The sequence below is a fragment of the Egicoccus sp. AB-alg2 genome (assembly GCF_041821065.1).
Classification (GTDB): Bacteria; Actinomycetota; Nitriliruptoria; order Nitriliruptorales; family Nitriliruptoraceae; genus Egicoccus.
In genome coordinates, this window is the sequence record NZ_JBGUAX010000008.1 from 225,451 (window position 1) to 250,784 (window position 25,334).

The 25,334-nt window shown below is 74.2% G+C and carries 23 protein-coding genes; 12 read left to right on the forward strand and 11 right to left on the reverse strand.

Going from position 1 to position 25,334, the window contains the following annotated elements:
* Positions 1-65: 65 nt before the first annotated feature.
* Positions 66-602 (forward strand): hypothetical protein, encoded by a 537-nt coding sequence (locus tag ACERM0_RS17175; protein ID WP_373679842.1) that lies wholly within the window; start codon positions 66-68, stop codon positions 600-602.
* Positions 603-759: 157 nt separating this feature from the next.
* On the opposite strand, the gene ACERM0_RS17180 is transcribed toward ACERM0_RS17175, so the two are convergent.
* Both ACERM0_RS17180 and ACERM0_RS17185 read right to left on the reverse strand, forming a co-directional pair.
* Positions 760-1,098 carry a hypothetical protein gene (locus ACERM0_RS17180; protein ID WP_373679843.1) on the reverse strand — a complete coding sequence of 113 codons (339 nt, stop codon included), beginning with the start codon at positions 1,096-1,098 and terminating at the stop codon, positions 760-762.
* 124 nt (positions 1,099-1,222) lie between these two features.
* Positions 1,223-2,812, reverse strand: coding sequence for a hypothetical protein (locus ACERM0_RS17185; RefSeq protein WP_373679844.1), 1,590 nt, complete (start codon positions 2,810-2,812; stop codon positions 1,223-1,225).
* Positions 2,813-3,021: 209 nt separating this feature from the next.
* On the opposite strand from ACERM0_RS17185, the gene ACERM0_RS17190 reads away from it, so the two are divergent.
* The 4 genes from ACERM0_RS17190 to ACERM0_RS17205 all read left to right on the forward strand — a co-directional run bounded on the left by ACERM0_RS17190 (position 3,022) and on the right by ACERM0_RS17205 (position 4,583).
* Complete coding sequence (locus tag ACERM0_RS17190; protein WP_373679845.1) at positions 3,022-3,456, forward strand: DUF6325 family protein; 435 nt, start codon at positions 3,022-3,024, stop codon at positions 3,454-3,456.
* 22 nt (positions 3,457-3,478) lie between these two features.
* Positions 3,479-3,787, forward strand: coding sequence for an SHOCT domain-containing protein (locus ACERM0_RS17195; RefSeq protein ID WP_373679846.1), 309 nt, complete (start codon positions 3,479-3,481; stop codon positions 3,785-3,787).
* Positions 3,788-3,931: 144 nt separating this feature from the next.
* Positions 3,932-4,366, forward strand: a complete 435-nt coding sequence (locus ACERM0_RS17200) for a hypothetical protein (protein WP_373679847.1) — start codon at positions 3,932-3,934, stop codon at positions 4,364-4,366.
* 25 nt (positions 4,367-4,391) lie between these two features.
* Positions 4,392-4,583 carry a hypothetical protein gene (locus tag ACERM0_RS17205; protein WP_373679848.1) on the forward strand — a complete coding sequence of 64 codons (192 nt, stop codon included), beginning with the start codon at positions 4,392-4,394 and terminating at the stop codon, positions 4,581-4,583.
* Between the two features lie 44 nt (positions 4,584-4,627).
* Here ACERM0_RS17205 and ACERM0_RS17210 read toward each other — a convergent pair whose 3' ends face one another.
* From ACERM0_RS17210 to ACERM0_RS17225, 4 genes are all read right to left on the reverse strand, one after another.
* Positions 4,628-6,754, reverse strand: a complete 2,127-nt coding sequence (locus ACERM0_RS17210) for a LuxR C-terminal-related transcriptional regulator (RefSeq protein ID WP_373679849.1) — start codon at positions 6,752-6,754, stop codon at positions 4,628-4,630.
* Positions 6,755-6,903: 149 nt separating this feature from the next.
* Positions 6,904-9,369: a LuxR C-terminal-related transcriptional regulator gene (locus ACERM0_RS17215; protein ID WP_373679850.1), complete on the reverse strand. Its 2,466-nt coding sequence runs from the start codon at positions 9,367-9,369 to the stop codon at positions 6,904-6,906.
* Positions 9,370-9,574: 205 nt separating this feature from the next.
* Complete coding sequence (locus ACERM0_RS17220) at positions 9,575-11,755, reverse strand: LuxR C-terminal-related transcriptional regulator (RefSeq protein WP_373679851.1); 2,181 nt, start codon at positions 11,753-11,755, stop codon at positions 9,575-9,577.
* Between the two features lie 110 nt (positions 11,756-11,865).
* A complete protein-coding gene (locus tag ACERM0_RS17225; protein WP_373679852.1) occupies positions 11,866-12,351 on the reverse strand; it encodes a DUF1269 domain-containing protein in 486 nt (161 codons plus the stop codon).
* A gap of 215 nt (positions 12,352-12,566) precedes the next feature.
* Here ACERM0_RS17225 and ACERM0_RS17230 point away from each other — a divergent pair, with 215 nt between their 5' ends.
* The 7 genes from ACERM0_RS17230 (at position 12,567) to ACERM0_RS17260 (ending at position 19,882) form a co-directional block, all read left to right on the forward strand.
* On the forward strand, positions 12,567-13,163 hold the full coding sequence (locus tag ACERM0_RS17230; RefSeq protein ID WP_373679853.1) for a TetR/AcrR family transcriptional regulator: 597 nt from the start codon (positions 12,567-12,569) through the stop codon (positions 13,161-13,163).
* The gene (locus ACERM0_RS17235; RefSeq protein ID WP_373679854.1) at positions 13,163-14,473 is read left to right on the forward strand and encodes an alpha/beta fold hydrolase; all 1,311 of its coding nucleotides are present in this window, start codon (positions 13,163-13,165) and stop codon (positions 14,471-14,473) included. The genes ACERM0_RS17230 and ACERM0_RS17235 overlap by 1 nt, the downstream gene beginning before the upstream one ends.
* Positions 14,474-14,547: 74 nt before the next feature.
* A complete protein-coding gene (locus tag ACERM0_RS17240) occupies positions 14,548-15,264 on the forward strand; it encodes a glycosyltransferase (RefSeq protein ID WP_373679952.1) in 717 nt (238 codons plus the stop codon).
* Positions 15,264-17,294, forward strand: a complete 2,031-nt coding sequence (locus tag ACERM0_RS17245; protein ID WP_373679953.1) for a winged helix-turn-helix domain-containing protein — start codon at positions 15,264-15,266, stop codon at positions 17,292-17,294. The genes ACERM0_RS17240 and ACERM0_RS17245 overlap by 1 nt, the downstream gene beginning before the upstream one ends.
* A 335-nt stretch (positions 17,295-17,629) precedes the next feature.
* Complete coding sequence (locus ACERM0_RS17250; protein ID WP_373679855.1) at positions 17,630-18,355, forward strand: hypothetical protein; 726 nt, start codon at positions 17,630-17,632, stop codon at positions 18,353-18,355.
* Positions 18,356-18,357: 2 nt separating this feature from the next.
* Entirely contained in the window at positions 18,358-19,095 is a 738-nt protein-coding gene (locus ACERM0_RS17255; RefSeq protein ID WP_373679856.1) for a class I SAM-dependent methyltransferase, read from the forward strand.
* A 58-nt stretch (positions 19,096-19,153) separates the two neighbouring features.
* On the forward strand, positions 19,154-19,882 hold the full coding sequence (locus tag ACERM0_RS17260) for a hypothetical protein (protein WP_373679857.1): 729 nt from the start codon (positions 19,154-19,156) through the stop codon (positions 19,880-19,882).
* A 25-nt stretch (positions 19,883-19,907) separates the two neighbouring features.
* Here ACERM0_RS17260 and ACERM0_RS17265 read toward each other — a convergent pair whose 3' ends face one another.
* From ACERM0_RS17265 to ACERM0_RS17285, 5 genes are all read right to left on the reverse strand, one after another.
* Positions 19,908-20,813, reverse strand: coding sequence for a DMT family transporter (locus ACERM0_RS17265; protein WP_373679858.1), 906 nt, complete (start codon positions 20,811-20,813; stop codon positions 19,908-19,910).
* Positions 20,814-20,919: 106 nt separating this feature from the next.
* Positions 20,920-21,444, reverse strand: a complete 525-nt coding sequence (locus ACERM0_RS17270) for a DUF3237 family protein (protein ID WP_373679859.1) — start codon at positions 21,442-21,444, stop codon at positions 20,920-20,922.
* Positions 21,445-21,526: 82 nt separating this feature from the next.
* Entirely contained in the window at positions 21,527-22,348 is an 822-nt protein-coding gene (locus tag ACERM0_RS17275; RefSeq protein ID WP_373679860.1) for an MBL fold metallo-hydrolase, read from the reverse strand.
* Between the two features lie 110 nt (positions 22,349-22,458).
* Complete coding sequence (locus tag ACERM0_RS17280; protein WP_373679861.1) at positions 22,459-23,319, reverse strand: response regulator transcription factor; 861 nt, start codon at positions 23,317-23,319, stop codon at positions 22,459-22,461.
* Between the two features lie 42 nt (positions 23,320-23,361).
* Positions 23,362-25,326 (reverse strand): AAA family ATPase, encoded by a 1,965-nt coding sequence (locus ACERM0_RS17285; protein WP_373679862.1) that lies wholly within the window; start codon positions 25,324-25,326, stop codon positions 23,362-23,364.
* Between the last annotated feature and the right edge of the window lie 8 nt (positions 25,327-25,334).

Genomic DNA, 25,334 nt, shown 5'->3' on the forward strand with positions numbered 1-25,334 from the left:
TGAGGCCGGGCACCGTGTCGACGTGTCACGGTCGTCGCCCCGCGAACCTCCAGAAGGGAGACAGGATGACGATCGGACCCGTCCAACTGCTCGTGATCGGCTTCGAGCACCCCGACTTCCAGGGCGAGATCATCGGCGAGCTGCAGCGCCTCACCGAGAACGACCTGATCCGGGTCATCGACGCACTCGCCGTCCACAAGGACGCCGACGGCAACGTGGAACGTCTGCGTGGCACCGACCTCAGCGGTGAGGAACAAGCACAGTTCGGCGCCATGGTCGGGGCGCTCGTCGGACTCGGCATGGGCGGCGAGGAAGGGATGATGGACGGCGCCGAACTCGGTGAAGCCGCCGTCGAGCAGCGTGGCGGGATCTTCGACGAGGAGAACGCCTGGGACGTGCTCGCCGACATCCCCGAGGACACCGCCGCGGCGCTCATCCTGGTCGAGCACCGCTGGGCGATCCCCTTCCGGGACGCGGTCGCCCGGGCCGGCGGCTTCCGGCTGGCCGCGGAGTTCATCAGCCCGCTTGACCTCATCGCACTCGGCCTGGTGGCCGCGGACGAGGCCGAGCAGCTCGAGGCCGCCGACGCCGGCGCGCTGTGACGGACGCAGGAGGTAGGACCATGCCAGGAGCACGACGCGTCGCCCGACGGACCGGCCGCCGGACGGCGAGACGCACCACCCGGCGAGTCGCGCGACGCATGCGCTGAGCGAGCACCGAGAGGACGTCCGCCGGCCTGCGCCGGCGGACGTCTCGTTCTCAGCCCTCCGTCGGCGGCCAGTCCGACCGGTCCGACCGGTTGGTGAAGGCCCGCATCGGTGCCAAAAGCAGCAGCACGCTGGTCAGCAGGCCGAGCACGGCGCCGGCAGTGGTCGAGAAGGCGCCGACCAAGATCATGGCCACGATCCCCAGGGGGACGAGCCAGGCGGCACGCCGCCACACCCAGGAGGCGGCGGTCATCGCGGCCTTGCGTCCGCGCTCGTGACCATGGCGTGTCGACTCGTCGTCGGCGAAGCACTGTGCGAGTTCGGCGAGCGCGCGTTGCTCGGCGGTCGTCAGCCTCACGCGGTCGTGGGCGGGCCCCATGCTGGCGGACATGACCGGACCTTCCGTGCTGGTCGACGTCGTCGGCGGCTCACCTCGCGACTCTCGGACGAAGCGGCCTGGCCAGCATCACCCGGCGGGTGATCCGCCGAGGGCGAGTTCTTCGGCGGCGGCCGGGTCAGCGCCGGCCACCGTCGTGCCCGCCAGGTGGGACGCCGCTGTTGGTCCCCGGGGTGGCAGCGGCGCCCGGCGCGGCGGGCGCGTCCCCGCGCGGCCTCTCCTGGCCGCCCCGGGAGGTCACCCGCGAGGTCGTCATCGCCGCCGCCGGCGATCCCGCGCGGCCCTCGGCCACGGCGATGCCCCACAGTGCGAGCAGCACCAGCGGGACGACCACGACGACGGACAGCAGCGTGATGCCGACGAGGGCGAGCACCAGGATCCCCAGGGCGATGGCTCCCAGGCGGAACGCGGTGTCGTAGCGGGCGACGAACCCCTCGACGTCGCTGCCGCCGGGCCGGCTGGCGGTGCTGGTGCGGATCACCTCGTACGTGCGCCGTGCCCAGGCCGGCCGTGAGGCGAGGTGGGCGGCGAAGGCGACCAGCAACGCCACGACCAGCACGAGCAGCATCGTCGTCCGCAGGGAGTCCAGGACGGAGTCCGTGAGCGTGCCCACGGCCGCCTGCCCCTCGGGTGTCGCCGCCTGGCCCGCGACGGTGCCCTGCAGGTTGCGCAGCAGCAGCATCGTGAGCACGGTCGCGATGGCCGTGCCGAGGCCGAGGTACAGCACGGTCCGGCGGCGGTGTCGGGACAGCACCACCGTGCCGGCGACGAGCGCGAGCGTGACGACGACCCCCAGCCACACCAGCTGATCGGCCGCGCGCGCGGCCGCCTGCAGCTGCGCCAGGTCGTCCTGCGACATGAGCGGAACCTGACCGAAGTCGCTGGGCAGGTCGACCCCCAGCGCCTCGCCCAGACGTTGCACGGCGGTCTCCGGGTCGACGTTCGCGGCGATGTCGGGGATCCTGGCGCCGTCGAACCCCGCCGCCTGCAGGCCCTGGTCGGCGAGCTGCGTCAGGACCTGCGCCACCGCTGGCACGAGGTTGAGCCGCACCTCGCCCGAGGCCACCTCGACGTTCGGCAGTTGCGAGTAGTCGCCGCGCACGAGCGCCACCGCCCGCAGGTGGGCGTTGCGTGTCAGGTCCACCAGGAGGTTCTCGAACTCCGGCGTCTGGACGATCCGGTCGATCAACTGGTCGATGCGCCCCTCGATGCCGCTGGCGATCGGGCCTGCGAGCTGCTCGAGCTGCGGCAACGGCAGCGACTGGACACGCTGCTGCTGTTGTGCGGTGAGCCCCAGCGCGCCCCCGAGGTTGGTGCTCAGCGTGTCGCCGAGCTCGGTCAGCGCCTGGTCGAGCCGGTTCTCCAGGTCCAATGCCTGCACCGTCTCGGTGGTCAGGCGGGTCGACACGGCCTCGGCGACCTGCAGGCTCGTCAGCCCGGGCTGGACCGCGTCCATGAACCGGTTCGTGTCGAAGACGGTGCTGCGCAGCCAGATCGCGACGCTCGTCAGCGCGATCGCGAGGACCGTGAACACGACGAGGATCCAGGTGGCGATGTCGCGGACGCGCTGCCCGGTGGACGGCGGCTGTGCCTCGAGTTCCTGCACGCGCCGCTGCAGCCGCACCACCTCGACCTCGAGGAGTTGCCGTTGCGGATCGGCGTCGCCGCCGGCGGGCCGCCGGTCGCCGCCTGCTTCGGAGCTGCTCACGATGCGCCTCCCGGAACCGGGGGTCCTTGGTCACGGACGACGGCCGCGCGCCGTGTCCGCGAGGCGGCGCGCGCGGCCGGTGTGCCCGCAAGTCAACGTCCCGCTCCCGGCGGCGGCCTCACCCGCGGGTGAGGTTGGGCCGCCGGGGGCGGGGCACGGTGAGCGGGACCGTGTTCGCTCGTGTCGCGACCGTGCGAGGAGGCCGAACGATGGCTGGCGGCGTGTACGGACCCATGGACTTCCTCATCCTCGAGTTCCCGCCCGGGGCGAGCGGTGAAGGGACCGCCGCGGCGCTCCGCGACCTGGTCGACCGCGGCACGATCCGCCTCTACGACCTGATGCTCGTGCACGTGAGCGAGGACGGCGTGTGCGGAGAGATCGATCCGATGGCCGCGGACGGCGAGCTGGCCGCGCTGGCCCCGTTCGTGGGTGCGAGGTCCGGCCTGCTCGCTGGTGACGACTTGGACGAAGCCGCCCGGGCGCTGGCGCCCGGCACCGTCGCCATGGTCGTCGTCTACGAGAACACCTGGGCCGTCCCGTTCGTCGCCGCGGCCCGCGAAGAAGGTGCGCAGCCGGTCGCGAGCGCCCGGCTGACGGCACAGCAGATCATGGACGCGCTCGACGCCCTCGAGACGGTGGGCTGAACACGACGAGGAGGAGGCTTTCATGCCGGGCTTGCTGCGAGGGGTCGCACGCACGGCCGTGGTGGCCGGGACGGCCAGTGCCGTCTCCGGTCGCGTCCAGCGACGACAGGCGGAGCGGTTCGCGGATCGCGACGCCGAGATCTACGTCGAACGCCAGCAGGCGTACGACCAGCAGATGGCAGCCGCGTACCCGCCCGCCGCACCGCCACCCGCTCCCGCTGCGCGACCGGACCGGCTGTCGCAACTGGAACGGCTGGGACAGCTGCGCTCGCAGGGGCTGCTCACCGACGAGGAGTTCCAGGCGGAGAAGGCGAGGTTGCTCGCCTCATGAGCCGGGTGCTCCGCCGCGCAGGGACGGCTCGTTCGGGGTTCTCGGGGACCCGCCCCGCCCGTGTTCACCCGGCGGGTGAGGCGTCGGCGGATCGACCGGCGCATCGTCGAGGTGTCGGAACCCCATCCCTACGGAGGAAGGTCGATGTCACAGACCTACGGCACCGAAGCCCGCCGCCGCGCCGTGCCCGAGCAGACCAGCGGTTGGGCGGCCGGGTGGATGGCATTCGCGGCGATCATGATGATCGTCCAGGGCATCTGGTGGCTGACGGCCGGCTTCATCGCCCTCGTCGACGACCAGTTCTACGTCGTCGGGCAGGAGTACGTGTTCCAGTTCGACCTGACCACGTGGGGCTGGATCCACCTGATCGTGGGCGCGGTGGTGCTCGCCGCCGGCATCGGACTGTTCAGCGGGGCCATGTGGGCACGCGTCGTGGGCGTCGTCGTCGCGTCCGTCGCGGCGCTGATCGCTTTCGCCTGGATCCCCTACTACCCGATCTGGGGTCTGCTGCTGATCGGCGTGTCCGTCGCCGTCATCTGGGCGATCACGGCGCACGGCCACTCGCTCGAGACCGTTTGACGACGGGTCGGCCCGGCGGCGTTGCGTGCTCGAGGACGCCGCCGGGTCGTGCTCGTCGTGCGAGGTACTCACCCGTCACCGGGGCGCTGCCGGCAAGTTCGCGGACTACGGGATCGACGACGAGTGGGTCAAGGAGGTCGGGGAGAAGATCACGCCCGGCAACCTCTCGCTGGAGGACGAGCAGGCGCTTCGCGACGCCTTCGGCGCGGCGGCCTGACGGCCCCGGACAGGGAGGCCCACGCGCCTTCACCGAGGCCGTGGTCAGACCAGCCCGCGACGCCGGGCGCTGGCCACGGCCTCGCTGCGGCTGCGCGCACCGAGCTTGCGGTAGACCATCCGCACGTGCGACTTCAGCGTGTTCGGGGAGACCCCGAGCTGTTTGGCGATCTCGGTCTGGTCGAGCCGGCCCTGCAACCGGCGCAGCACCTGCAACTCGCGCTCCGACAGCGGATGGCCGAACTCGTCGGTCAGTTCTGCGAGGCGCTGCTGCAGCGCGTCCATCCGTGCGAACAGGCGACCGTCGTCGTGTCCGTAGCGGCGCCGCAGCACCTGCGCCTCCGCGAGGACGGTGGCGGCCCGCTCGCGGTCGCCGCGGTCCAAGGCGAACGCGGCGAGGATGGTGGCGGCGACGATGCCCGGCCACGGGCTGACGGGATCGAAGCGTCTGGCCTGCTGCCACGCCCGGTCGCGGAGCCGGGCCGCGCCCTCCGGATCGGCGCCGTCGTCGTGGCAGCCGGCCACGAGCAGGGCCGGCCACGTGATCGGATGGTCGGCGAAGCCCAGGCGTCGTAGGCGTCGCAGCGCTTCCCCGGCCAGCTCCCCGGCCTGTACGGGGTCGCGCTCGAGGACGGCGAGGGTGCTGGTCGTCAACGTGGCCGCCAGGACGAGGGGCTGTCCGGCTGCGGCCGTGGCGGCCTCCGTGAAGTACCCGTCCGTGGCGTCGCCTCGGAGGTACGACAACCACGCCAACGCCAGGCGCGCGGACGCCTCGCCCGGGGTGGCCCCACCCGCCTCCCGCGCGACCGCCTCACGCACCACCGGCAGCAGATCGGCGATCGGTTGGTAGCTGGCCAGCGCCTGCAGCACGGCGAAGGAGGAGATGCCGGACGCGAAGCCGTCGACGGCCTCCCGCACGATCCCTTCCGCGGCCAGCCGTGACCAGGCGGCCAAGGCGTCGGTGTCGCCGCTGGCGGCGGCGAGCCACGCGATGCTCAGCGCGCGCCGCGGGTCGGCCTGCGTGGTGCCCCACTCCCACGCCCATCGCCATGCGGGCAGGTCGGCGGTGCGACCCGCCCGCAGCAGGTCGAACCAGTACGAGGGACCGAGCCGTCCCAGCCGCTGCTGGTCGGCGCCCTCGATCGCGTGGTGCAGCGCCTCGGCGAGATAGCCGTGGCCCTCGAACCACGCCGCTGCCCGCCGGTGCAGCTGGCGGACCGCCACCTCGCCGTCGACGTCCGCGAGTCGGCGTCGCAGGACGTCCCGTACCAGTGGGCGCAGCCGTGCCGTGGACCCGCTGGACGGCAGGGGGACGACGTGCTGCTGTGCACGCGCCCGCGCGAGCAGTGCCTCTGCCTGCGTGGACCCGGTGACCGCCGCGCAGGCGGCGGTGTCGAGGCGGTCCAGGATGCTGGTGCGATGCAGGAACGTGCGCAGCTCGGCGTCGATCTCCGGCAGGTAGGCGTCCTCGACGTACTCGGTCAGCGCGTCGCCGATGAGGTCCTCGTCGAACCCCGAGACCGGCCCCGGAACCGTGGCCGCCGAGGCGGCCACGCACAGGGCCCCCGGCCAGCCGCCGGTGTGTTCCCGCAGGTCGGCGATCCGGTCGACTCCCAGGTCGAGGCCGACGGTGCGTTGCAGCAGCACCGTCGCCTCGAGATCGGTGAACGCCAGGTCGTCCGCGTCCAGTCGCTCGGGCTCCGTCACGCCGGGCGGGAGCCAGTCCGGCTCCGTCCTGCTGGCCAGGACGATCGTCAGACGAGGAGACGGCGAGGCGACCAGAGCCGTCAGCATCGCCTGGCTCGGCTGGGACGTGACGGCGTCGACGTCGTCGAGCAGGAGCAGTGACGGGCCGGTCGCCCACCCGACGGCGGCGAGCAGCCGCGCGCCGAGTTCGCCCGGGTCGTCGGCGGTCGCGTCGAGAGCGAGCCAGGCGACGTGGCGGGTTCCGCGCTCCAGGTGGGCCCACTGGGTCAGCAGCGTCGTCTTGCCCCATCCGGCCGGCGCCGTGACCAGTACCCGGGCGTCGCCGGAGGGCAGGCGTCGCAGCAGCCGTGGGCGTCGGAGCCAGTGCGCCCGGAGGGGTGGCAGGAACGGCGCGGGCGCGGGCCACCGGGCAGCGGCCGTCGCGTCGCGTGATGAGACGTCGTTCGTGGGGTCGGTGCTGGTCATGTCGCCCCCGCGACCACGGGTGGACCGGGCGATCCGGCACCACTCCACGACACCACGCCCGGCGCCGAGGCGCCAGGGCACCGTGTCTCTGTCGGTTCCTGACCTGCGACTCGTGACCTGTGCCCTCGGCGGGACGGCCAGGTGGCGAGTCAGAGCACGCCGACCGCGCGGGCGCGGCGGACGGCATTGGCCCGGGAGTCGACGTCGAGCTTCCGGTAGATGCTCTTGAGGTGTGACTTGACCGTGTTGACGGAGACCTGCAGGTCCTGGGCGATCTCACCGTTGGACCACAGCGGCAGGCGTTGCAGGACGGCCAGCTCCCGTTCGGTCAGTGACTCGAGCGGTGGCTGCCGGCGTTCGCCGTTGACCGAGCGCTCCACGGCCGGCGGCGCGGCTGCGGTCGCCGGTCTGCTCGTCGGCCGGTGCAGCGTCATCAGCCCGTGCGTCCTGGCCAGTCGCTCGGCCTCATGACGCAGCCGTTGGGCCTCGGCCACCCACCCGCGCCGTCCGGCCAGGGTGGCACGGAGGCGGAGCGTCTGGATGGTCAGTCGCGGACCGGTGCCCGCGGCGGCGCCGCGGAGCAGGTGCTGGGCGACGTCGTGGTCACCGCGGCGGGCCGCGAGTTGCGCCGCGATGAGCCGGTCCTCCGGGGCGAGCTCGCCGGCGTCGGCCAGCAATCCCTGATGAAGTTCGGCCGCATGCTCGTGGTCGCCGAGCACGAGTCGCAGCGCGGCGTGCGCCCGGGCGAGACGCGAGCGGATGCCGGCGCCGGCGTCGACGTCGAGCAGTTCGCTCTCCAGCCGTGCGAGCGCCCGGTCCGCGCCCGCGACGTCGCCCCGAACGAGCAGGACGTTCGCCAGCAGCACCTCGAGTTCCACACGCACGGGTTGGTCGTGAACGGCGCTCGTCGACGTCCGCAGCGCCAGCGCCTGCTGGCGGGCGGCGTTGGGGCGACCGCGGTCGAAGGCGATCTGCGCCTGGGCGAGGAGCACGGCCGCCGGAGGGAGCTCCAGACCCGCCTCCTCGGCGCGCCGCTGCGCGCGCCGGCACAGCAGGTCACCCTCCTCGAGATCGCCGGCGGCCGTGCGTTCCCAGGCGAGATCACCGAGGATCGCCAGCGCGCGTAGCGGCTGGTTCGAGACGTCGTCGCTGCGGAGCGCGTGCCACAGCGCCCGTCGTGCCGCGTCGTGGTAGCCGTCGACGCCCAGGGCGACCCCCAGGGTGTGGGCGGTCACGGCGTCGACCGGTCCCCGAAGGTCGGGGTCCTGGCGCAGATGGTCGACGCTGTCTCCCCGCAATCGTGCCAGCGTCGCCCGTGCCCGACGCACGAACGGCTGGGCGGTCGCGCGGGATCGCGGCCACTCGTCCAGCGTGGCGAGCGTGCTCTCCACGGTGCCGCGGTCGCCGGCCAGCAGGGCCAGGTCGAGGCGCAACGCGAGCAGCGCGGGGCGTTCGGCGAGGTCCGCGTCGGACACCTGCGTGCACGTGCGCCGCAGCCACGCCTGACCGCCAGTGGCGAGCAGTTCCGGCAGGTGCTCCTCCAGCAGGCGCATGGCGGTCGGCCGGTCGCCGGCGGCCAAGGCCTGCTCCACGGCACCGTGCCAGCGTCCCTGTCTGGTGAGCCACGTCGCGGCACGACCGTGGAGTACCGCCTCGCGGGCAGGATGCTCGGTGCGCAACTCTTCCAGCAACACCTGCCGCAGCAGACCGTGGTGACGGAACCGACCACCGTGTTCCACCGGCACCACCAACCCGGCGTTGACGAAGCGAGCGAGCGCGGCATCACCCTCGCGGCCCAGCACCGCGTCGCACAGCGCGGGCGTCAACTGTGGCAGCACGGCGGTGTCGCGCAGGCGTCGGCGGTCCTCGCCCCGTAGGTCCGCCAGCACCTCCTGCTCGACGTACGCGGCGATGGACCGGCTGACCCGGGGCAGATCGTCGGCCCCGTGGCGGAGGTCGACGGCCGCGAGGTGGACCGCGGCTGGCCACCCCTCGGTCGACTCCCACACCGCACGTGCGGTCGAATCGTCGACGCTGGCCCCGTGGACCTCGGCCAGGTAGGCGGCGGTCTCCTCCAGCGTGAACGCGAGCGGTTGCGGACCGATCTCCTGCACCCGGTCGAGGACGCGGAGCCGCTCGGATCGGATCGCCGGGTGCCAACGCGCGATGACCGCCAGGTCGGCGTGCGCGGGCAGCCGCTCGAGCAGTAGGCGCAGGATCTGGCCGGCGCCGGCTCGCAGCGCCGTGCCGCCGTCGTCGACGACCAGCACGAACCGCTCGCCGGTGTTCTCGAGCGCGTGCACGGCGGCACCGACGGCGGTCACGACGTCGTCGCCTCGGGACCCGGCTGCTACGCCACCGTCGATGCCGGTGGCACGTTCGACGCCGGCGAGCAGGGTCTGCGCCGCCCGGTCGGCGCGACGATCTGCCTCGTCGAGGTTGACCCACGCGGTCGGCCGGCCGAGGTCGCGGACCGCATCGGCGATGGCGGTCGTCTTGCCGAAGCCGGCCGGCGCGGTGGCCACGACCACCGCGCGTCGTGTGAGGGCGTCGACGACCAGTGCATCCAGACGCGGACGCCGCAGGGCCCACGACGGTCGCGGGGGGATGCTCACCTTGGCTCGCGGGACGAGCCGGAACGGGCCGGTTCTGGCCGGTCGGGTGAGCGTCACGAGGCTGGAGGGCGCAGACGGCGAGCGGTCCATGGGAACCTTCATGTGCGGAGCACCTCGTGGGTACCGAGCGGCCGGGTGAGGCGGCAGGAGTCACCCGGGGTGAAATCCGCGTAGGGCCGGTGGTCCATCGGCGGGTCCGCACGATTCACGGCGAGACCTCGAGCAGCCCGAGCTCGCGGGCTCGGGTGATCGCCTGTTCGCGCGTGGCGACGCCGAGCTTGCGGTAGATCGCCCGCAGGTGCGTCTTGATCGTGTTCGGTGACACGTACAACGCCTCGGCGACCTCACGACGCGAGCGCTGCACCGCGAGTTGGCGCAGGATGTCCAGTTCGCGCTCGGTCAGCTGCGACGCCCCCGAGCCCTCGCGGATCTCCAGGCGTTGCAGCTGGGGGTCGAGGAAGAGGACGGGGACGGCCCCGGGGTCCGCCGCCCCCGCCAGCGCCTGCCGGGCCGTCTCGAGTGACCGTCGCACGCCCCGCCAGCGGTGTGAGCGCCGCTCGTCCTCGGCGGCGGTCAGCGCCGCCGTGAGGTCGGCGAGCCACCAGTGCCGCCGACCCGCCAGCGTCGCCGCGGTCTCGCGGGCCTCTCGCGTGCCTTCGTCGTCGTCCGCCCACGCCCGCGTCAGCGCCCACAGCAGCAGTTCGAGGGTGCGGTCGAGGCTCGGCAGGGTGCCGAGGGCGACGTCACCGGGCACGCTGACGGCCAGCACGCGTGCCTGCTCGGAGTCGCCGTGCTGGTAGGCGACGAACGCGCGCACCGCCGTGGAGTCCGCCGGGTCGACCCTCCCGTCGACCGACACCGGTCCACGGGCGAGGAACTCGATCATCGCCCTCAGGCGGCGCGCCCGCGGTCCGCTCCAGCCGAGGTGCGCCGTGGCGCCGGGTGGGGGGTGAGCCGGCGTGTCGTCCAGCCGGAGGAGGCGGTCCCGGGCAGCCGCCACCTCGCCGGCGTCCAGGAGCGTGAGCGCCTCGAGCATCGCGAGGCCGCGCGCCAGCGCGTTGCGGCGATCGGCCGGGAGCTCGCCGGGCAGTCGCGCCATCGCCAGGAACCGCTCACGGGCGTCGCCGTCCTGCAACGCGAGGGCGGCCTCGGCACTCAGGAGGTACAGCTCGGGGTCCGACGCCGTCAGGCGCTGCGGCAGCGACTCGACGGCCGCCAGAAGTCGGACGTGCTGGCCCCGACCGAGCAGTTCGTCGCCGTGGCCACGCAGCAGCCACGCCAGCAACCGCGGCTGGTGCCCCCACGTCGCGTACGTGAGCGCCTCCTCGAGCAGATCGTGTCTGGCGCACCAGCGTGCGGCGCGGTCCAGGACGAGATCGACGCGCTGGGGCTGCGTGCGCTTGGCGAGAGCCAGCAGCCAGTCGTGCAGCAGCGGATGCAACCGCAGCCAACTGCCCGTCTCGGTGTATTCCAGGTCGGTCCACGGCCACGACTGCAAGGCCCGCAGCTGGCGGGCGACGTCGGGGCGTCCGGTGGCGGCTTCGCACAGGGAGACCGAGAGGCGCTCGAGTGGGGCCGTGTCGACGAGGAAGGTCTGCAGGGCGTCGTCGATGGTGGGGAGAACCTCCGAGGTGAGGTAGGCGTCGATGTCCGGGTGGTCGCCACCTGCGCGTCTGAGGCTCGCCCCGGGGTCGTCGGCCGAGCGCGCCGCCAGGCCGACCAACTGCAGCCCGGCAGGCCAGCCGTCGAGCCGGCGGGTCACGTCGGCGATCGTGTCCCGGTCGACTTCGAGGCCGAGGCTGGTGCGCAGCAGCGCGCTCGCCTCGCCGACGTCGAAGCGCAGGTCGTCGGGCCCGATCTCGGCGATGGCGAGCCACGAGCGCAGGCGCGGGACGCCGATCGGCGGGCGCGTGCGGGAAGTGAGGACGACATGTGCGCCCGAGGGCAGCGACTCGACGAGGCGCCGGACGAGGTGGAGCACACCCTCGTCTGCGGCGTCCAGACCATCCAGGATCGTGACCACCTCCCGGCCGTGGTGTCGCAGGCGATCCACGATCCGGTCGACCGCCGCCTCGGGCGGGAGGTCGAGCAGTCCGTCACCGCCTGCGGCGTCACGGCCGGTGCCGCCGAGTCCTTCGGCGAGCGCGCCGACGAACCGGCGGGGCTGGTCGCCGACGCGGAGGTCGACCCACGTGTAGTCACGCCGGGTGTCGGTCTGGCGCATCCACTCGAGCACGGCGCAGGTCTTGCCGTAGCCGGCCGGCGCCTCCAGCAACACGAGCGGCCGGTCGATCGCGGCTTCCAGACACTCGACGATCCGTGGTCGAGGCAGGAGGTGATCCGCGGCCGGTTGTGCAGCCGTGTCTGGTGCCTGCAGGATCGTCATCGCGGGTCACGGCTCGAGAGTTCGGCAGTGCTGGTCACTGTGCGCGGATCGCGGCCCGACTGCCGAGGGCCGACGTCCCAGCACTCGCTCCCACGCGGACCCGGCTCGAGTCACACCTCGTCGTCGACGAGAGCGCTGTCGCCGCCGAACGTGTCGGTCAGGGTGATCGGCGTTCGCTCGCCGAGCCACAGTGGGAACAGGTCGCCCGGGGCGTCGCGGACCGCCGCGAAGAGTTCGTCGGCGAGGTCGTCGACGAGGAAGAGGACCACGACGTCGCCGGGCGAGACGCCGCGAGACACGGCGTCGGCCCACTCGGGCGTCAGCCGCCAGCGGTCCAGCCTCGCCGCCGCGGCGTCGACGGTCGCCGCCGGCAGACCCAGCCAGCGCGGCCACAGCAGCAGGCCGACCAGCAGGCCCCAGAACGCGCCGTGCGCGCTGGGACGCGGCTCCAGGGTGAGCCGCTCGTCCGGGCGCCGGTGCAGGACCGCGAGATCGTGCAGGCCGACGGCATCGCGATCGGCGAGCACCTCCAGCCGCGCGCAGAAACGGCTGGCCGCGGACTGGTCGTCGAAGACCACCGCGCCCAGGGCCGACACGACCGCCTCCTCCGCCGACTGCCGCGAGCATCGGTTCCGGGGCGCGCCCTGGCTTCACCCGCGGGGTGAGCCGAGCGTGCGCGCGAACGGCGCGTGCGGCACGGGGTCGCGCGTCCAAGGGCCGATCGGCGCAGCCGCCTTGACCTGTCGACGCGCGGGACGGAGACTTCGTTCGGTCGATCGACCGAAGAACGCCCGAGAGCATGGGAGCAAGGATGGCACCCGAGCGAGCGCGCTCCCGCCGGACACGGGGCGAGCTGGTGGCGGCCACCGTCGCCTGCCTCGTCGAACGGGGCTACGGGCAGCTGTCGACCCGGGCGGTGGCCGAGCGAGCCGGCCTGCCGGTCAGCCAGATCCACTACCACTTCGGGGGCAAGGAGGGGCTGCTGCTGGCGGTGCTGGACCAGCAGAACGCGCAGCTGCTCGACCGCCAGCGGGCGATGTACGGCACCCAGCTGCCGCTGTGGAAGCGTTGGGCACAGGCCTGCGACTACCTCGAGGAGGACCTCGCCTCGGGATACGTCCGGGTGCTGCAGGAGCTCATCGCCGTCGGCTGGTCGGATACGGCCGTCGCCGACGAGGTCGGCCGGCAACTGCGCGGCTGGGTGCAGCTACTGACCGAGGTCGCCGACGAGGCCGCCGAGGTTCTGCGGTTCGACGCCCTGACGCCCCAGCACGTCGCGACGCTCGTCGGGTGCCTGTTCCTCGGCGCCGAGGAGGTCGAGTTGCTCGGGCTCGGTGCCCCGCTGCAGGCCATCGACGCGCTGCGTGCGCTGGGGGAGCTGTTGCGTCGGGTCGAGGAGGGGAGCTGATGCGTGCCCGGCTGCCGGACGTCGAAGGGTTCGTGGAGCGAGACGGCGTCAAGATCGGCTACGAGCTGTTCGACAACGACGCCCCCACGGTGGTGCTGCTGCCCACGTGGTCGATCGTGCACTCGCGTGCCTGGAAGGCCCAGGTCGCCTTCCTGGCCCGCCACTGGCGCGTCGTGACCTTCGACGGGCGTGGCAACGGCCGCTCGGACCGTCCGGACACGCCCGAGGCCTACGCGGACGCGGAGTTCGTCGCCGACACCGTCGCCGTATTGGACGCCACCGGTACCGCCCGGGCCGTGCTGGTCGGCTGGTCGCGCGGCGGCAAGTGGGCGGCGTACGTGGCTGGGCTGCACCCCGACCGGGTCCTCGGTGCCGTGCTGTTCGCTCCTGGGATCCCGTTCACGCCGCACCCCCGGATCACCTCGGAGCGGTTCCTTGGCGACCACGGCCCGGACGCGACGGGTTGGGACACGTTCAGCCTCGCCCACTGGCGCCGTGACTGGGCGGGCTTCCTGGCCTTCTTCCACGGCACGGTGTTCCCCGAGCCGCACTCCACCAAGCAGATCGAGGACGCGGTCGCGTGGGGCCTGGAGACCGATCCCGAGACGATCGCGCTGACGATGGCGAGTCGGCTGCAGGCGACGATCGATCCGGTTGCGGTGCTCGGCGCCGTCCGCTGCCCGACGTTGGTGGTCCACGCCGAGGACGACGCCGTCAACCCCTATGCATGGGGCGTCCGCGCCGCCGAGCTGGCCGGTGCGACGCTGGTGACGGTCGAGGGTGCCGGCCACGCGGTGCCGGCACGCGAACCGGTCTTCACGAACCGTCTCCTGCACGACTTCGCACGGCGCGTGACCGACACCGCGGACGAGGCGCCGCGCCGATGGACGCGGGGGCCATCGCGACGCAGGCGGGTGCTGTACCTGTCGTCGCCGATCGGGCTCGGTCACGTGCGCCGTGACCTCGCGATCGCCGAGGAGTTGACGGCGCGGGTCGACGACGTGCAGGTCGACTGGCTGACCCAGGCCCCGGTCACGCAGGTCGTCGCGGACGCCGGCCACCGCGTGCACCCCGCCAGCGGCTGGCTCGCCAGCGAGTCGGCGCACCTCACCCACGAGGCGGGCGAGCACGACCTGCACGTCTTCGAGGCTTCCGCCGCATGGACGAGATCATGGTCGCCAACTTCCACGTCTTCCAGGAGGTCGTGGAGGCCGGGGCCTATGACCTGGTGGTCGCGGACGAGGCCTGGGACGTCGACCTCTTCTGGCACCACGACCCGAGCCTCAAGCGCGCCCCGCTGGCGTGGCTGACCGATTTCGTCGGCCACCTCCCCGTCGGTGAGGGCGCCCGCGAGGCCATGCTGACCGCTGATCACAACGCCGAGATGCTGGAGCAGGTCGCGCGCTACCGCCGCGTGCGCGACCGCGCCCTGTTCGTCGGCGACGCCGATGACGTCGTGGCGCACCCGTTCGGACCGGGTCTGCCGAGCATCCGCGACTGGACGCGGGAGCACTTCGCCTTCACCGGGTACGTCACCGGCTTCGCACCGCCCGACGAGGAGGAGCGCCAGCGCCTGCGTGCGGCGTTCGGGTTCCGCCCCGACGAGCGGGTGTGCGTCGTCAGCGTCGGCGGCAGCGGCGTCGGCCGGGACCTGCTGCGTCGCGCCGTCGCGGCCTACCCCGGCGCCGCGCGCGACGTGCCGGGACTGCGCATGCTGGTGGTCACCGGCCCGCGAATCGACCCGACCTCCCTCGACGCACCCGCCGGGGTCGAGGTGCGAGGCTTCGTGCCCGACCTGCACCGCCACCTCGCCGCCGCGGACCTCGGGATCGTCCAGGGTGGCCTGACCACGACGATGGAGCTGACCGCGGCCCGGCGCCCGTTCCTGTACTTCCCACTGAAACGGCACTTCGAGCAGCGGATTCACGTCCGCCACCGCCTGGAACGCTACGGCGCCGGCCGGATGATGGAGTACGACGACGCGAGTCCCGAGGTGCTGGCCGAGGCGATCGCGAAGGAGCTCCAGCGGCCGGTCGACTACCTCCCGGTCGCCACCGACGGTGCGGCCCGCGCCGCCGCCGCGCTCGCGGAGCTGCTGTGATGCTCGAGATGGGCACGCGTCGCGGCCCCCGCTCCGGCCCGCCGCCGGTGCGTCGGACGACCGTGGGCGAGCCCTTCGCCCCGCGGTTGGTCGGGCGCGACGCGGAGCTGGCGGCGCTCGTCCGGGCACTCGACGAGGAGGGCCCGAGCGTCACCTTCGTCCATGGGCCGCCAGGCGTCGGGACGTCGACGCTGCTGGCGGCGTTCGCGGCTGCTGCTGGCCGCCGGGGTGCCGCCGTGCACCTCCTCGACGGACGCTCGGTGGAACCCACGCCGGACGCCTTCCTGACCGCGTTGGCGGGCGATCGCGAACGGGACCGGCGCCCGGGCCCCGTGCTGGCGCGCCTGGCGGCGCAGGGTCGCTCCGTGCTGGTGCTCGACCACTGGGAGGCGCTGGGACTGCTCGACGACTGGTTGCGCCACGACGTCGTGCCGGTGCTGCCGGACACGGTGACGGTGGTCGTCGGTGGGGCGCGCCCGCCCGACCCGGCCTGGCGGGCCTCTGCCGACCGGGTCGCGCCCGTCCGGGTCCTGTCGCTGGGGATGCTGCCGCGCGGGGACGGTCTGCGCCTGCTGCGTGACGCCGGGGTGACCGGCGAGGCGGCCGAGCACCTCTACCGCCTGACCCGCGGGCTGCCGCTGGCGCTGCAGGTGGCAGCGACGGCGACGGCGCGGACGTCGGCACCGGACCCGGTGGCCGCGGCGCTGCCGGATGTGGTCGCCACGATCACGTCGGCCTACCTCGACTCCCTCGACGCGGGCACCCGGGCGGGCGTCGAGGCGCTGGCGGTCGTGCGACGCGGCACCGCCGGCCTGTTGCGGGCACTGCTGCCCGAGGCCGCTCCCGCGCTGGTCGACCGGCTCGCACGACTGCCGTTCGTCGAGGTCGCCGTGGACGGCCTCGCGCTGCACGAGGCCGTCGCCGGCCCCCTCGCCGCAGCCGTGCGCGCCACGGATCCCGAGCGCTACGTCCGCCACCGCCGCGTCGCCTGGCGGCACGCGACCAACGGGCTCGCGACGGCACGCCGCGACGAGCGCTGGCGCCACACCGCGGACCTGCTGTACCTGCTCGACCACCCGCTGGTGCGCGACGCGTTCTTCCCGCCGGCCAGCCCGCACCTACCGGTGTCGGCGGCGACCGCGGCCGACCTCGGCGAGGTGACGTCGATCACCGACGCCCGGCTGCCGGCCAGCCGTGCTGCCGCCGTGCGCGATGCCGTCGCGGCCGCCCCGGCCGCCGTCCGCGTGGCCCGCGACGGCGGCGGCGGGGTGGCCGGGTTCCTGGTGGCGCTCGACCGCTCGGCGTTGGCACGCGGCGCCGTGCGCGGCGACGCGGCCGCGCGGGCCGTCCGCGAGCACCTGCGTGCGCGGCCGGTGCCGGCGTCGCAGGACGTGCTCGTCGTGCTCGCCGCGCTCTGCCGTGCCGAGGGCGAGGCTCCCAACGCCGCCACCGCGGCCCTGTGGCTGGACCTGAAGCGGCTCTACCTCGACCGGCGGGGCCGGCTCCGTCGGGTCTACGCGGTGGTGGCCGACGCACCGGCCTTCCTGGCCATCGCCGAACCGCTCGGCTTCGCCGTCGCCGGTCCGCCGGTCCGGTTCGACGGCATCGCCCACCACCTGGCGGTGCTGGACCTCGGCCCGGCCGGGGTCGACGGCTGGCTGGCGCGTCTGGCCGACGAGCAGCTGGGGCCGGCGCCCGACGCGTTCGTGCTCGACCCGTCGACGTCGACCGTGCGCGTCGGCGGCGGCGATCCGGTCACGCTGTCACCGCTGGAGTTCGGCGTGCTGGCCCACCTGGTCGCCCGCGACGGTGCGCCGGTCGGCCGCGCCGAACTGATCCGCCACGTCTGGGGTCACTCCTACACGGGCGGCAGCAACGTCGTGGACGCGGTCGTTCGCACACTGCGCCGAAAGCTCGGTGGGGCCGGTCGCGTCGTGGGAACGGTGCGCGGGATCGGTTACCGCCTGGAGGTCGCCCACCTCGACGCCCTCGCCGAAGGGTGGCAGGGACCGGCGGGCGCGACCGGCTGACCGACGGCCGCCGCTCGTGCCTCTGCGCGGTGGCCGGCATCTCATCGAATGCTCATCCGCGGCGGCCCGCGGCGGGTGAGGCTGAGCGTGGCGCCCGTCAGCGGCGGCCTCCCGCAGCGGATCTCTCCCGGAGTCGACATGCACGCCGACCTCAACCTGCAGACCCTCTGGATCGCGGCCCGACGCGAACGCCTGTACGCGGTGCAGCGGGCGCGGACGCGTCGGCGGCTGCGCTCGTCCCGTCCGCCCCGGCGCGACCGACGGCGAGTCTCGCTTCGGCGGCGGGTGCGGAGCCTGCTGCGCTCGCGCCGGCGCGCGCGTCTGGAGCGTGCGGCATGACGGCGAGTCCCGTGCAGGTGTCCCCGCTCGTGCGGTTCGCCCCCCGCTTCGTCGGCCCCTTCCCGGGCTGGACCAACGGCGGCGTGATCGCGGGCACTCTCGCCGACCGGCTCGGCGCCGGATGGCACCACGCCGTCTCGGTACGGATCGAACGGCCCGTGCCGCTCTCGAGCGGGCTCCAGGCCGAGGCGTCCGCCGGACGGGTCGTGCTGCGTGGTGGCGAGGGGATCCTGGCCACGGCACAGCTCGTCGACGACCCACCGCTGTCACCCGTACCGATCCCGGTGGAGGCCGCACGCGCCACCGCGCCCGTGCTCGAACCCGCCTCGCATCCGGCCCCGGGCTGCTTCGTGTGCGGACCATCGCATCCGGACGGTCTGAACCTGCAGCCGGGCACGGTCGCCGGCCACGAGGCCGTCGCGACGGTGTGGGAGCCGGCCGTCGACCTGGCCAGTCCCGACGGCACGTTGCCGCCGCCCGTGGTCTGGGCGGCGCTCGACTGTCCGTCCTGGTACGGCGCGACCCGCGGCCGGGCAGCCCTGCTGGGCGCCATGCACGGGCGCCAGTTCCGGCCGTTGCCCGCCGGGCAGCCCGTGGTCGTGACCGGCTGGGGCGACGGTCGACAGGGCCGCAAGAGCTTCGCCGGTGCAGCCCTGCACACGCCCGGCGGTGAGCTGATCGCCGCCGCCGCATCCATCTGGATCCACCCCCGAGGAGCCTGACCATGTCCACCGAGCCACACGCCGGCGCCGAGCGCGCCACGCCCCGCACCAGCCCCGACCATCCCGCTCAAGGCCCCGCCCCACGCTTCACGGCCGTCGGCGACGGCGGCTTCGACCACGGCGGCGTCAGCCGCTTCAACGCCTGGTTCTTCGACGCCTTCGACGGCTACATCAACCACATCGCACGACCGCACAAGCAGGCGGCGTTCGCGGGGTTGCAGGGACCGACCGTCCTGGAGTTGGGGGCCGGCGTCGGCGCCAACCTCGACTACCTGCCCGCCGGGACGCGACTGATCGCGGTCGAGCCGAGTCTGCGCATGCACGCCCGGCTGCGAGAGAAGGCGGCGACGGCCGACGTCGAGGTGACGCTGCTCTCGCAGGGAGCCGAGGCGCTGCCGCTGGACGACGCCTCCGTCGACGAGGTCATCTGCTCGCTCGTGCTGTGCACCGTCGGTGACCCGACCCGGGTGCTGGCCGAGGTCCACCGCGTGCTGCGACCCGGCGGTCGCTTCCGGTTCGTGGAGCACGTGGCGGCGCCGACGTGGAGTCCGCGCCGGTGGCTGCAGCGCGTCATCCGCCGGCCGTGGGCATGGCTGTTCGAGGGCTGCACCCTGGACCGTGACACTGCCGCCGCGGTCCGCGCCGCCGGCTTCGCCGAGGTGCAGATCGAACAGCGCCGGTTCCGGCACTCCGCCTTCGTGCCGGTCAACACCACGATCTGGGGTGTCGCCACCCGGTGAGTGCGAGGATCGACGAGGACGAGCCCTGGACGGGACGCGCGTGATCGAGTCAGGCCGTGTGCACGACGCCCATGCCGACGCCTGGGCGTGGGAGGGCCGTGTCCGCGAGCCGTTCGGTGGCGGGAGCGCCCGCCTCGGTGGCCTGCGGCTCATGGCGAGTGGCCTGCCCGACGCCCGTTGGAACAACGCCGACGTGACCGGACCCGATCCCGACCTGTCGGCCGCGGCGGCCTGGTATGCGGCCCTCGGCGTGCCGTGGGGGTTGCGGGTGCCCCACGGCCGGGCCGTGTCCGTCGGGACGCCGCTGTTCGTCAAGCGGTGTTTCGCACTCGCGGCCGGTGACGCCCGTTTCGCCGGCGCGCTGCCCGCCGACGTGGTGGTGCGGCGCGCGGAGCCGACCGACCTGGAGCGTTTCGTCGGCGTCGAGGCGGCGGCCTTCGGTGATCCGCTCGCCGTCGCCCGGCGCTGGATCGGTCCGGCGTGGGGTGCGCCCGGCTTCGAGCACTGGCTGGGGGAGGTGCGGGGCCGGCCGGCGGCCGTCGCGACGACGGTCACGACGGCGGGCGATGCCGGCGGGGCCACGATGGTGACCGGGCTCGGCCGCCTGAGCGGTACGCCGGCGGGTCTGTCGACCGGGCTGCTCCGGCACGTGTTGGCGTCCCTCGCCGCGACCGCACCGAGGCAACTCGTGCACGTCCACGTCGCACCGGGCGACGACCTCGCGCCGCTGGCTCACCTCGGTTTTCGGGAGTTCGACGGGCTGACGGTGCGTGTGGTGGTGGCCTGACCGGTCCTGCCGGAGCGGGCAGCCGTCACCTCGTGCCGTTCCCGGGGCGGCTCGTGCCCACCACCGCGAGCAGGAGCAGGGTCCCGCCGAGCAGCTGGGAGGGGCGCAGCCGCTCGTGGAGGAACCCGACGGCCAGGGCGGTCGCGGTCAGCGGTTCGAGCAGCGTGACGAGCGTGGCGCGCGAGGGCCCGACCGCCTGCAGACCCCGGAAGAAGAGGTGGTAGGCCACCGCGGTGGGCACGACGCCGAGGTAGAGCAGCAGCCCTGCGGTGGTGAGGTCGACCGTGGCGGAACCGCCGTCGGCCAGGGCGATCGGACCGAGCACGCTGCCACCCAACGCGAACGCGAGTCCGGTGCGGCGTCGTGGGTCGTCGTCCCGGTCTCCGCCGGCGCGGCCGGTCAGGGCCACCACGGCGTAGGAGACCGCAGCGGCGGTGGCGAAGCCGACACCCGTCCAGGAGCCGGCCGCGTCGGTGGCATGCACGCCGACGAGGAGGGCGAGGCCGACCAGGGCGAGGCCGGTGTGCGACCAGGTACGTCCGCCCTCGCCGCGCCCGCGAACGGCGTCGGCGACGCCGACCAGGACCGGGGCGCCGCCCAGTGCGACCAGCGTCGCCGTGGCGACGCCCGCGTGCCGGACGCCGGCGAAGTACCACGCCTGGTAGCTGCCAAGCCCGATGCCGATCGTGAGGAGCCGTGCGGGTGCGGCGACGCGTGCGAGCCGTCCTGGGGCGGCCGGCGATCGGCCGGCGGCGAGCAGCACCGCCGCGGCGATGCCCAGGCGCGTGGCGCCGAGCGCGGCCGCGCCCATGCCGCTGCCTGCCTGGACAGCGGCGCCGGCCAGCCCGCCGGTGCCCCAGAGCAGCGCGGCGGCGACCACCGCGGTCAGCCCGGCGCGGCGGTCGAGCGGTGCGGCCAGTGTGGCAGTCACCTTCGTCTCCTCGGATGTTCGGCGGCATGGCCGTGGCGAGCGAGGTCCGCCCCCGCCACGGGCGTTGGCGGGGGCGGACCGGGAAACGGAGCGGGCGGGGAGGGGCTCAGCCGGGGTAGCCGGCGTAGGCGTCGCGGGGTTGCGGTCGCGACTCCACGGCCCCCGGCAGGTAGGCCTCGACCACCAACTGGCCGGTGGCGAGGTTCACCGAGCCGACGTGCACGACGGTGGTGCGGTTGAGGTGCGCGTGGGCCGGGGAGGCGGTCTCGAAGGTGGCGAAGCACTCGATGCGGAAGGGCACGTCGGGCCACGCGAAGTCCGGGCTCGACAGATCCTCCTTTGAGGGGACCGGCATGCCGGCGGGCGGCAGCACGTAGCCCTGCACGCGGACGCCGACGCTGTCCGCGCCCAGGGTCACGACCTCGTAGGCGTCCACGATGCCGACGCCGTCGTAACGGACGCGGAAGTGGTCGATGCCGTCCACGTGGGCCCCGCGGAGCAGGCCCTCCGTGATCGTGCCCTCGAAACGGTTGTCGGCGCGCACGCCGTCGGTGACGGGGCCGATCGGTGCGCTGTGGGTGAGCTTGCCCTCGAAGCGGTAGACGGGGCGGTCGGTTCGGTTGGGGTACATGATGGTTCTCGCCTTCGGGTGGGGTGGTGCGGGAGACAGGGATGACGGGGGGCCGGGGACGACCGCGGGGGAGGCCCGAGGTTCAGGCGGCGCCGGGTTCGAACGTGGCGAGCAGGGCCTCCAGCTCGGCCTGGGTTGGCCCGGGGACGGGCTCCGCTCGCGGGGCGCGTCGCATCGTCTGCAGCAGTTCCTCGGTGCGGCCGATGACCGGCGGCAGGTGCGAGCTCAGGACCGTGGTCGGCTGCATGCGCCGCACGGCGTCGAGGTCACGGGCGAAGACCTGCTCGTCGACCGAGGTCACCCACGGCATGTCGACGCTCGCCCATGCGAGCTGGCCCTGCGCCACCACCTCGGGGTCCAGCCCCATGGTCGAGTGGGCGGTCGCCTCCTCGAGGCTCGGCAGCGGGCCGCCGAAGCAGTCCGAGGCCACGAGCGTGCCGGTGGCGGCGTCGAGGAAGCCGGTCGTCGCCGGGCTGTCGAACAGCGGCGGGCGGATCGCCGTCAGCTCCCGGTCACCGACGTGGACGCGGTCACCCGCGTTGACGACGTGGAGCCGGTCGAGCGGGATCGGCGTCTCCGGCAACATCCGGCCGACGGCGAAGAAGTTGCTGATCAGGCGTGCCTGCGGTGCCAGCTCCAGCAGCCGCAGCAGGCTGCCGGTGTGGTCACGGTCCTCGTGGGTGAGCCAGATCCAACGCAGCCGCTCCAGCGGTAACACCGAGGCCACCGCGTCGACGAAGTCGTCGCCGAGGATGCCGGCGCCGGTGTCGACCAGGACCGGCTCGGCGGCGTGCAGCAGGAAGGCGTTCATCGGCAGGATGCCCGCGTTGGGCACCGGCCAGTAGGTCGGGACGACGTGCAGGTCGCGGCCGACCGCGAAGGGGTCGCCCAGGAAGGGATCCACGGATGCGTTCTCCTCGGCGCCCCCGGGTGGGGCGCTCGAGGGCAGCCTGCGGGACCACGACCTCCGTGGCAGTGGGGGCGCGTACCCAGCTAAGGGCCGACGCCACCCGGTTAGGACGCGGCGGGATCGACGGGACGTGCGGCGCCCGCCACCGCGGCCAGCCCCGACCGATCGGGGCAGCCGGTCTTGCGCAGCAGGCTGGCGACGTGCTTCTCCACCGTCCGGGGGGACAGCACGAGTCGCGCGGCGATCTCCGCGTTGGTGAGTCGCTCGGCGACCAGCCACAGCACGTCCGCCTCCCGGCTGGTCACGCCGTGCGATCGGAGCTGGTCCGGGACCGTCGATTCCCCACGACCCTGGCGGGGGACCGGCGCGTCGGCCTCACGGAGTTGCCGTCGGCAGTCGGCCGCCAGCGGTTCGTGGCCGTGGGCGGCGAACCAGCGGACGGCGGCCTGCAGCCACGGCACGGGACGGCCCCAGCCGTGCGCCAGCGCTTCCGGGGCGATCAGCCAGGCCGTCAGGTGCGTCAGCAGTTCGTTGCCCTCGTAGCCGGCCAGGATCGCCAGGCCCGCGGCCGCGTCGGCGTCGGCCGCCGCGCGGTCACCTTCGCGTCCGCGGACGACGGCGTCGGCCACGCCGAGCATCGCCCGGTTGTAGCGGGTGTCCGATCCCGCGGCGGCGGCGGCCTCGGCGCGTGCGGCGGCGTCGTCCTCGCCGGCGATCGTGCGGAGCAGCGCCCACAGCCCCCGGTGCGGGTCGTGGTGACCGGGCACCGTACGGAGCAGCTCGGAGGCACGGTCCAGCGCCGCCCGCGCGCCGTCGCGGTCCGCCCGGTGCAGGGCCCCCATGGCGCGGACGTGGCCCCAGGCGGTGGCCGCCAGGGCAGGGTCCTCGCTGCCGGACAGCGCCCGGCGGATCGCGGCCTCGGCCGCGTCGGTGCGACGGTCCTGGGCGTCGGCACGGGCGATCATCAGCGTCGCCCAGGGGGCGGAGGCATGCCGAAGGCGTCCCGCCTAGGACTCCGCGCGCTCAGCGGCGGCACGTCCGGCGGCGGTGTCGCCGCGGGCGACCAGGGCCGCGGCGAGGTGCAGGTCGGCCACGGCGGCGGTCGCCGGTGCGCCCGCCTCGATGGCGGCACGTCGGGCGGCGACGAGCCGGTCGAGGCGCATGCGGTCGAGCAGGTCGATGGTGCCCAGCTCGTGCAGCGCACGGGCACGCCAGAGGGCGAGGTCGTGCGCCTCGGCGGTGGTCAGCGCGGTCGCGAACGCAGCTTCGGCGGCGGCGACGTCGTGCGGTCGCCGTGCCCGGCCCAACAACTCGAGCGCCTCGCACCGCAGGGACGGTGTCAACTCCGGGCGGTCGAGGATCGCTTCGGCCAGCTCGCGGGCCCGGGCCAGCTCACCGCTCTCCGCGAGCACCAGCTGGACGCGCAGCAGGTCGGCACGGGCTCGCGCGTGGCGGTCGTCGTCGTCGACGGCGCGTTCGGCGCTCCGTTCGACGTGTGGCCGGGCGTCGGTCGGACGGCCGGCCTCGAGCAGCGCCTGCGCGAGCGCGAAGTCGAGTTGCGTGGCCCCGTCGCCGGCCTCGGCCGCGTGGGCCAGCGCCGTGTCGACGTCGCCGGAGCGGGCATGCAGTTCCGCCAGCAGCGCGTGCGCCTCGCCGTCGGCCTCCGCCGGCGCCGCCCCGAGCGCACGGCGGGCCGTGCTGGCAGCGGTGGCGAGGGCTCCGCGATCACGAGCGTGTCGCGCGGCCGCCAGCAGATATCGGCTCGCGGCCTCGCGGTGTCCCGCGAGCTCGGCCAGCTCGGCGGCCAGCTCGCTCGTGTCGCCGTCGAGCGCCGCCCGATCGGCTTCGAGGACCGCCAGCGTCCGCCGCGCCAGCGCCGCCCGCTCGGGCGGCAACATCCGGGCGACGACGTGGTCGCGGGTGAGTGCGTGGCGGAAGCGGATGCCGTCGCCCTCACCCTCGAGCAGGTGGGCGTCGGTCGCCTCCCGCAGGCTCGCCAGCACCGCCGCCTCGTCATGACGCGTGACCTCGGCCACCAGGTGCCAGTCGAACCGTCGCCCCAACAGCGCGGCCGCCGCCACCACGTCGCGACTCTCGTCGCCCAGGGTCGCCAGCCGCCGCTCGATCGATTCCGCGAGCGTCTGCGGCACCGTGGTCACCGTCCGAGACAGCATCAGGCGGGGCCCGTCGGGGCCCTGCCGCAGCGCTCCCGCCCCTTCCAGACCCAGGAGCAATTCCTCGGCGAGGAACGGCACCCCGTCGGCGCGGCGCCGGACGAACTCGAGCAGGTCGGCAGGCACGGCGTCCGCCTCCAGGCTGGCGCGGACGAGGTCGTCCATCGCCGCCGGCGCCAGCGGCCCCAGCTGCAGGATGCTGGCCGCCCGGCGGTCGGCGAGGCGCCGGACGACGTCGAGCGCCGGCCCGGACGGATCGGGACGGAGCGTCACCAACAGGCCCGCCCCGTGTGCCGCGGCGTTGTCCACGAGGTATTCGACGACCGCGACCGTGTCCGTGTCGGCCCAGTGCAGGTCCTCGATGCTCAGCAGCACGCCGCGTCCGCGGCCGGCGACCGCCAGGACGGTCAGAACGGCTTCGGCGACGGCGAGCACGGGTGCGCCGATCGCCGGCCGGCTCGACCACGACGGCACCAGCAGCGCCAGCGTCGCCAGGTGCGACAGGACCGCCGAGTCCGGTGGCGGTCCGCTCGCGCGGAACCCGTTGGTCAGCGCTTCGCCGAAGGGACGGAACGGCTGCCCGGCCCCGCCCTCGACGCAACGGCCCGACAGGACGAGGATCCCGCGGTCGCGGGCCAGCGCCTCCGCCTCGCGGCGCAGACGTGACTTGCCGAGCCCGGCCTCGCCGAGCACGACCCGGGCACCGCCTCGGCCGGCGGCGGCCTCGTCCAGTGCGGCAGCGAGCCGGTCACGCTCGCGGGCGCGGCCGACCAGCTCCCGGTCGTCCAGGCGGATCATGCGGCCAG

Excerpts from the sequence above, each read along its gene's own strand:
- ACERM0_RS17180 (WP_373679843.1), bottom strand. The coding sequence starts at position 1,098 with ATGTCCGCCAGCATGGGGCCCGCCCACGACCGCGTGAGGCTGACGACC.
- ACERM0_RS17235 (WP_373679854.1), top strand. The coding sequence starts at position 13,163 with ATGCGTGCCCGGCTGCCGGACGTCGAAGGGTTCGTGGAGCGAGACGGC.
- ACERM0_RS17190 (WP_373679845.1), top strand. The coding sequence starts at position 3,022 with ATGGCTGGCGGCGTGTACGGACCCATGGACTTCCTCATCCTCGAGTTC.
- ACERM0_RS17285 (WP_373679862.1), bottom strand. The coding sequence starts at position 25,326 with ATGATCCGCCTGGACGACCGGGAGCTGGTCGGCCGCGCCCGCGAGCGT.
- ACERM0_RS17210 (WP_373679849.1), bottom strand. The coding sequence starts at position 6,754 with ATGACCAGCACCGACCCCACGAACGACGTCTCATCACGCGACGCGACG.
- ACERM0_RS17280 (WP_373679861.1), bottom strand. The coding sequence starts at position 23,319 with ATGATCGCCCGTGCCGACGCCCAGGACCGTCGCACCGACGCGGCCGAG.
- ACERM0_RS17270 (WP_373679859.1), bottom strand. The coding sequence starts at position 21,444 with ATGTACCCCAACCGAACCGACCGCCCCGTCTACCGCTTCGAGGGCAAG.
- ACERM0_RS17200 (WP_373679847.1), top strand. The coding sequence starts at position 3,932 with ATGTCACAGACCTACGGCACCGAAGCCCGCCGCCGCGCCGTGCCCGAG.
- ACERM0_RS17250 (WP_373679855.1), top strand. The coding sequence starts at position 17,630 with ATGACGGCGAGTCCCGTGCAGGTGTCCCCGCTCGTGCGGTTCGCCCCC.
- ACERM0_RS17245 (WP_373679953.1), top strand. The coding sequence starts at position 15,264 with ATGCTCGAGATGGGCACGCGTCGCGGCCCCCGCTCCGGCCCGCCGCCG.
- ACERM0_RS17220 (WP_373679851.1), bottom strand. The coding sequence starts at position 11,755 with ATGACGATCCTGCAGGCACCAGACACGGCTGCACAACCGGCCGCGGAT.
- ACERM0_RS17195 (WP_373679846.1), top strand. The coding sequence starts at position 3,479 with ATGCCGGGCTTGCTGCGAGGGGTCGCACGCACGGCCGTGGTGGCCGGG.
- ACERM0_RS17230 (WP_373679853.1), top strand. The coding sequence starts at position 12,567 with ATGGCACCCGAGCGAGCGCGCTCCCGCCGGACACGGGGCGAGCTGGTG.
- ACERM0_RS17240 (WP_373679952.1), top strand. The coding sequence starts at position 14,548 with ATGCTGGAGCAGGTCGCGCGCTACCGCCGCGTGCGCGACCGCGCCCTG.
- ACERM0_RS17255 (WP_373679856.1), top strand. The coding sequence starts at position 18,358 with ATGTCCACCGAGCCACACGCCGGCGCCGAGCGCGCCACGCCCCGCACC.
- ACERM0_RS17175 (WP_373679842.1), top strand. The coding sequence starts at position 66 with ATGACGATCGGACCCGTCCAACTGCTCGTGATCGGCTTCGAGCACCCC.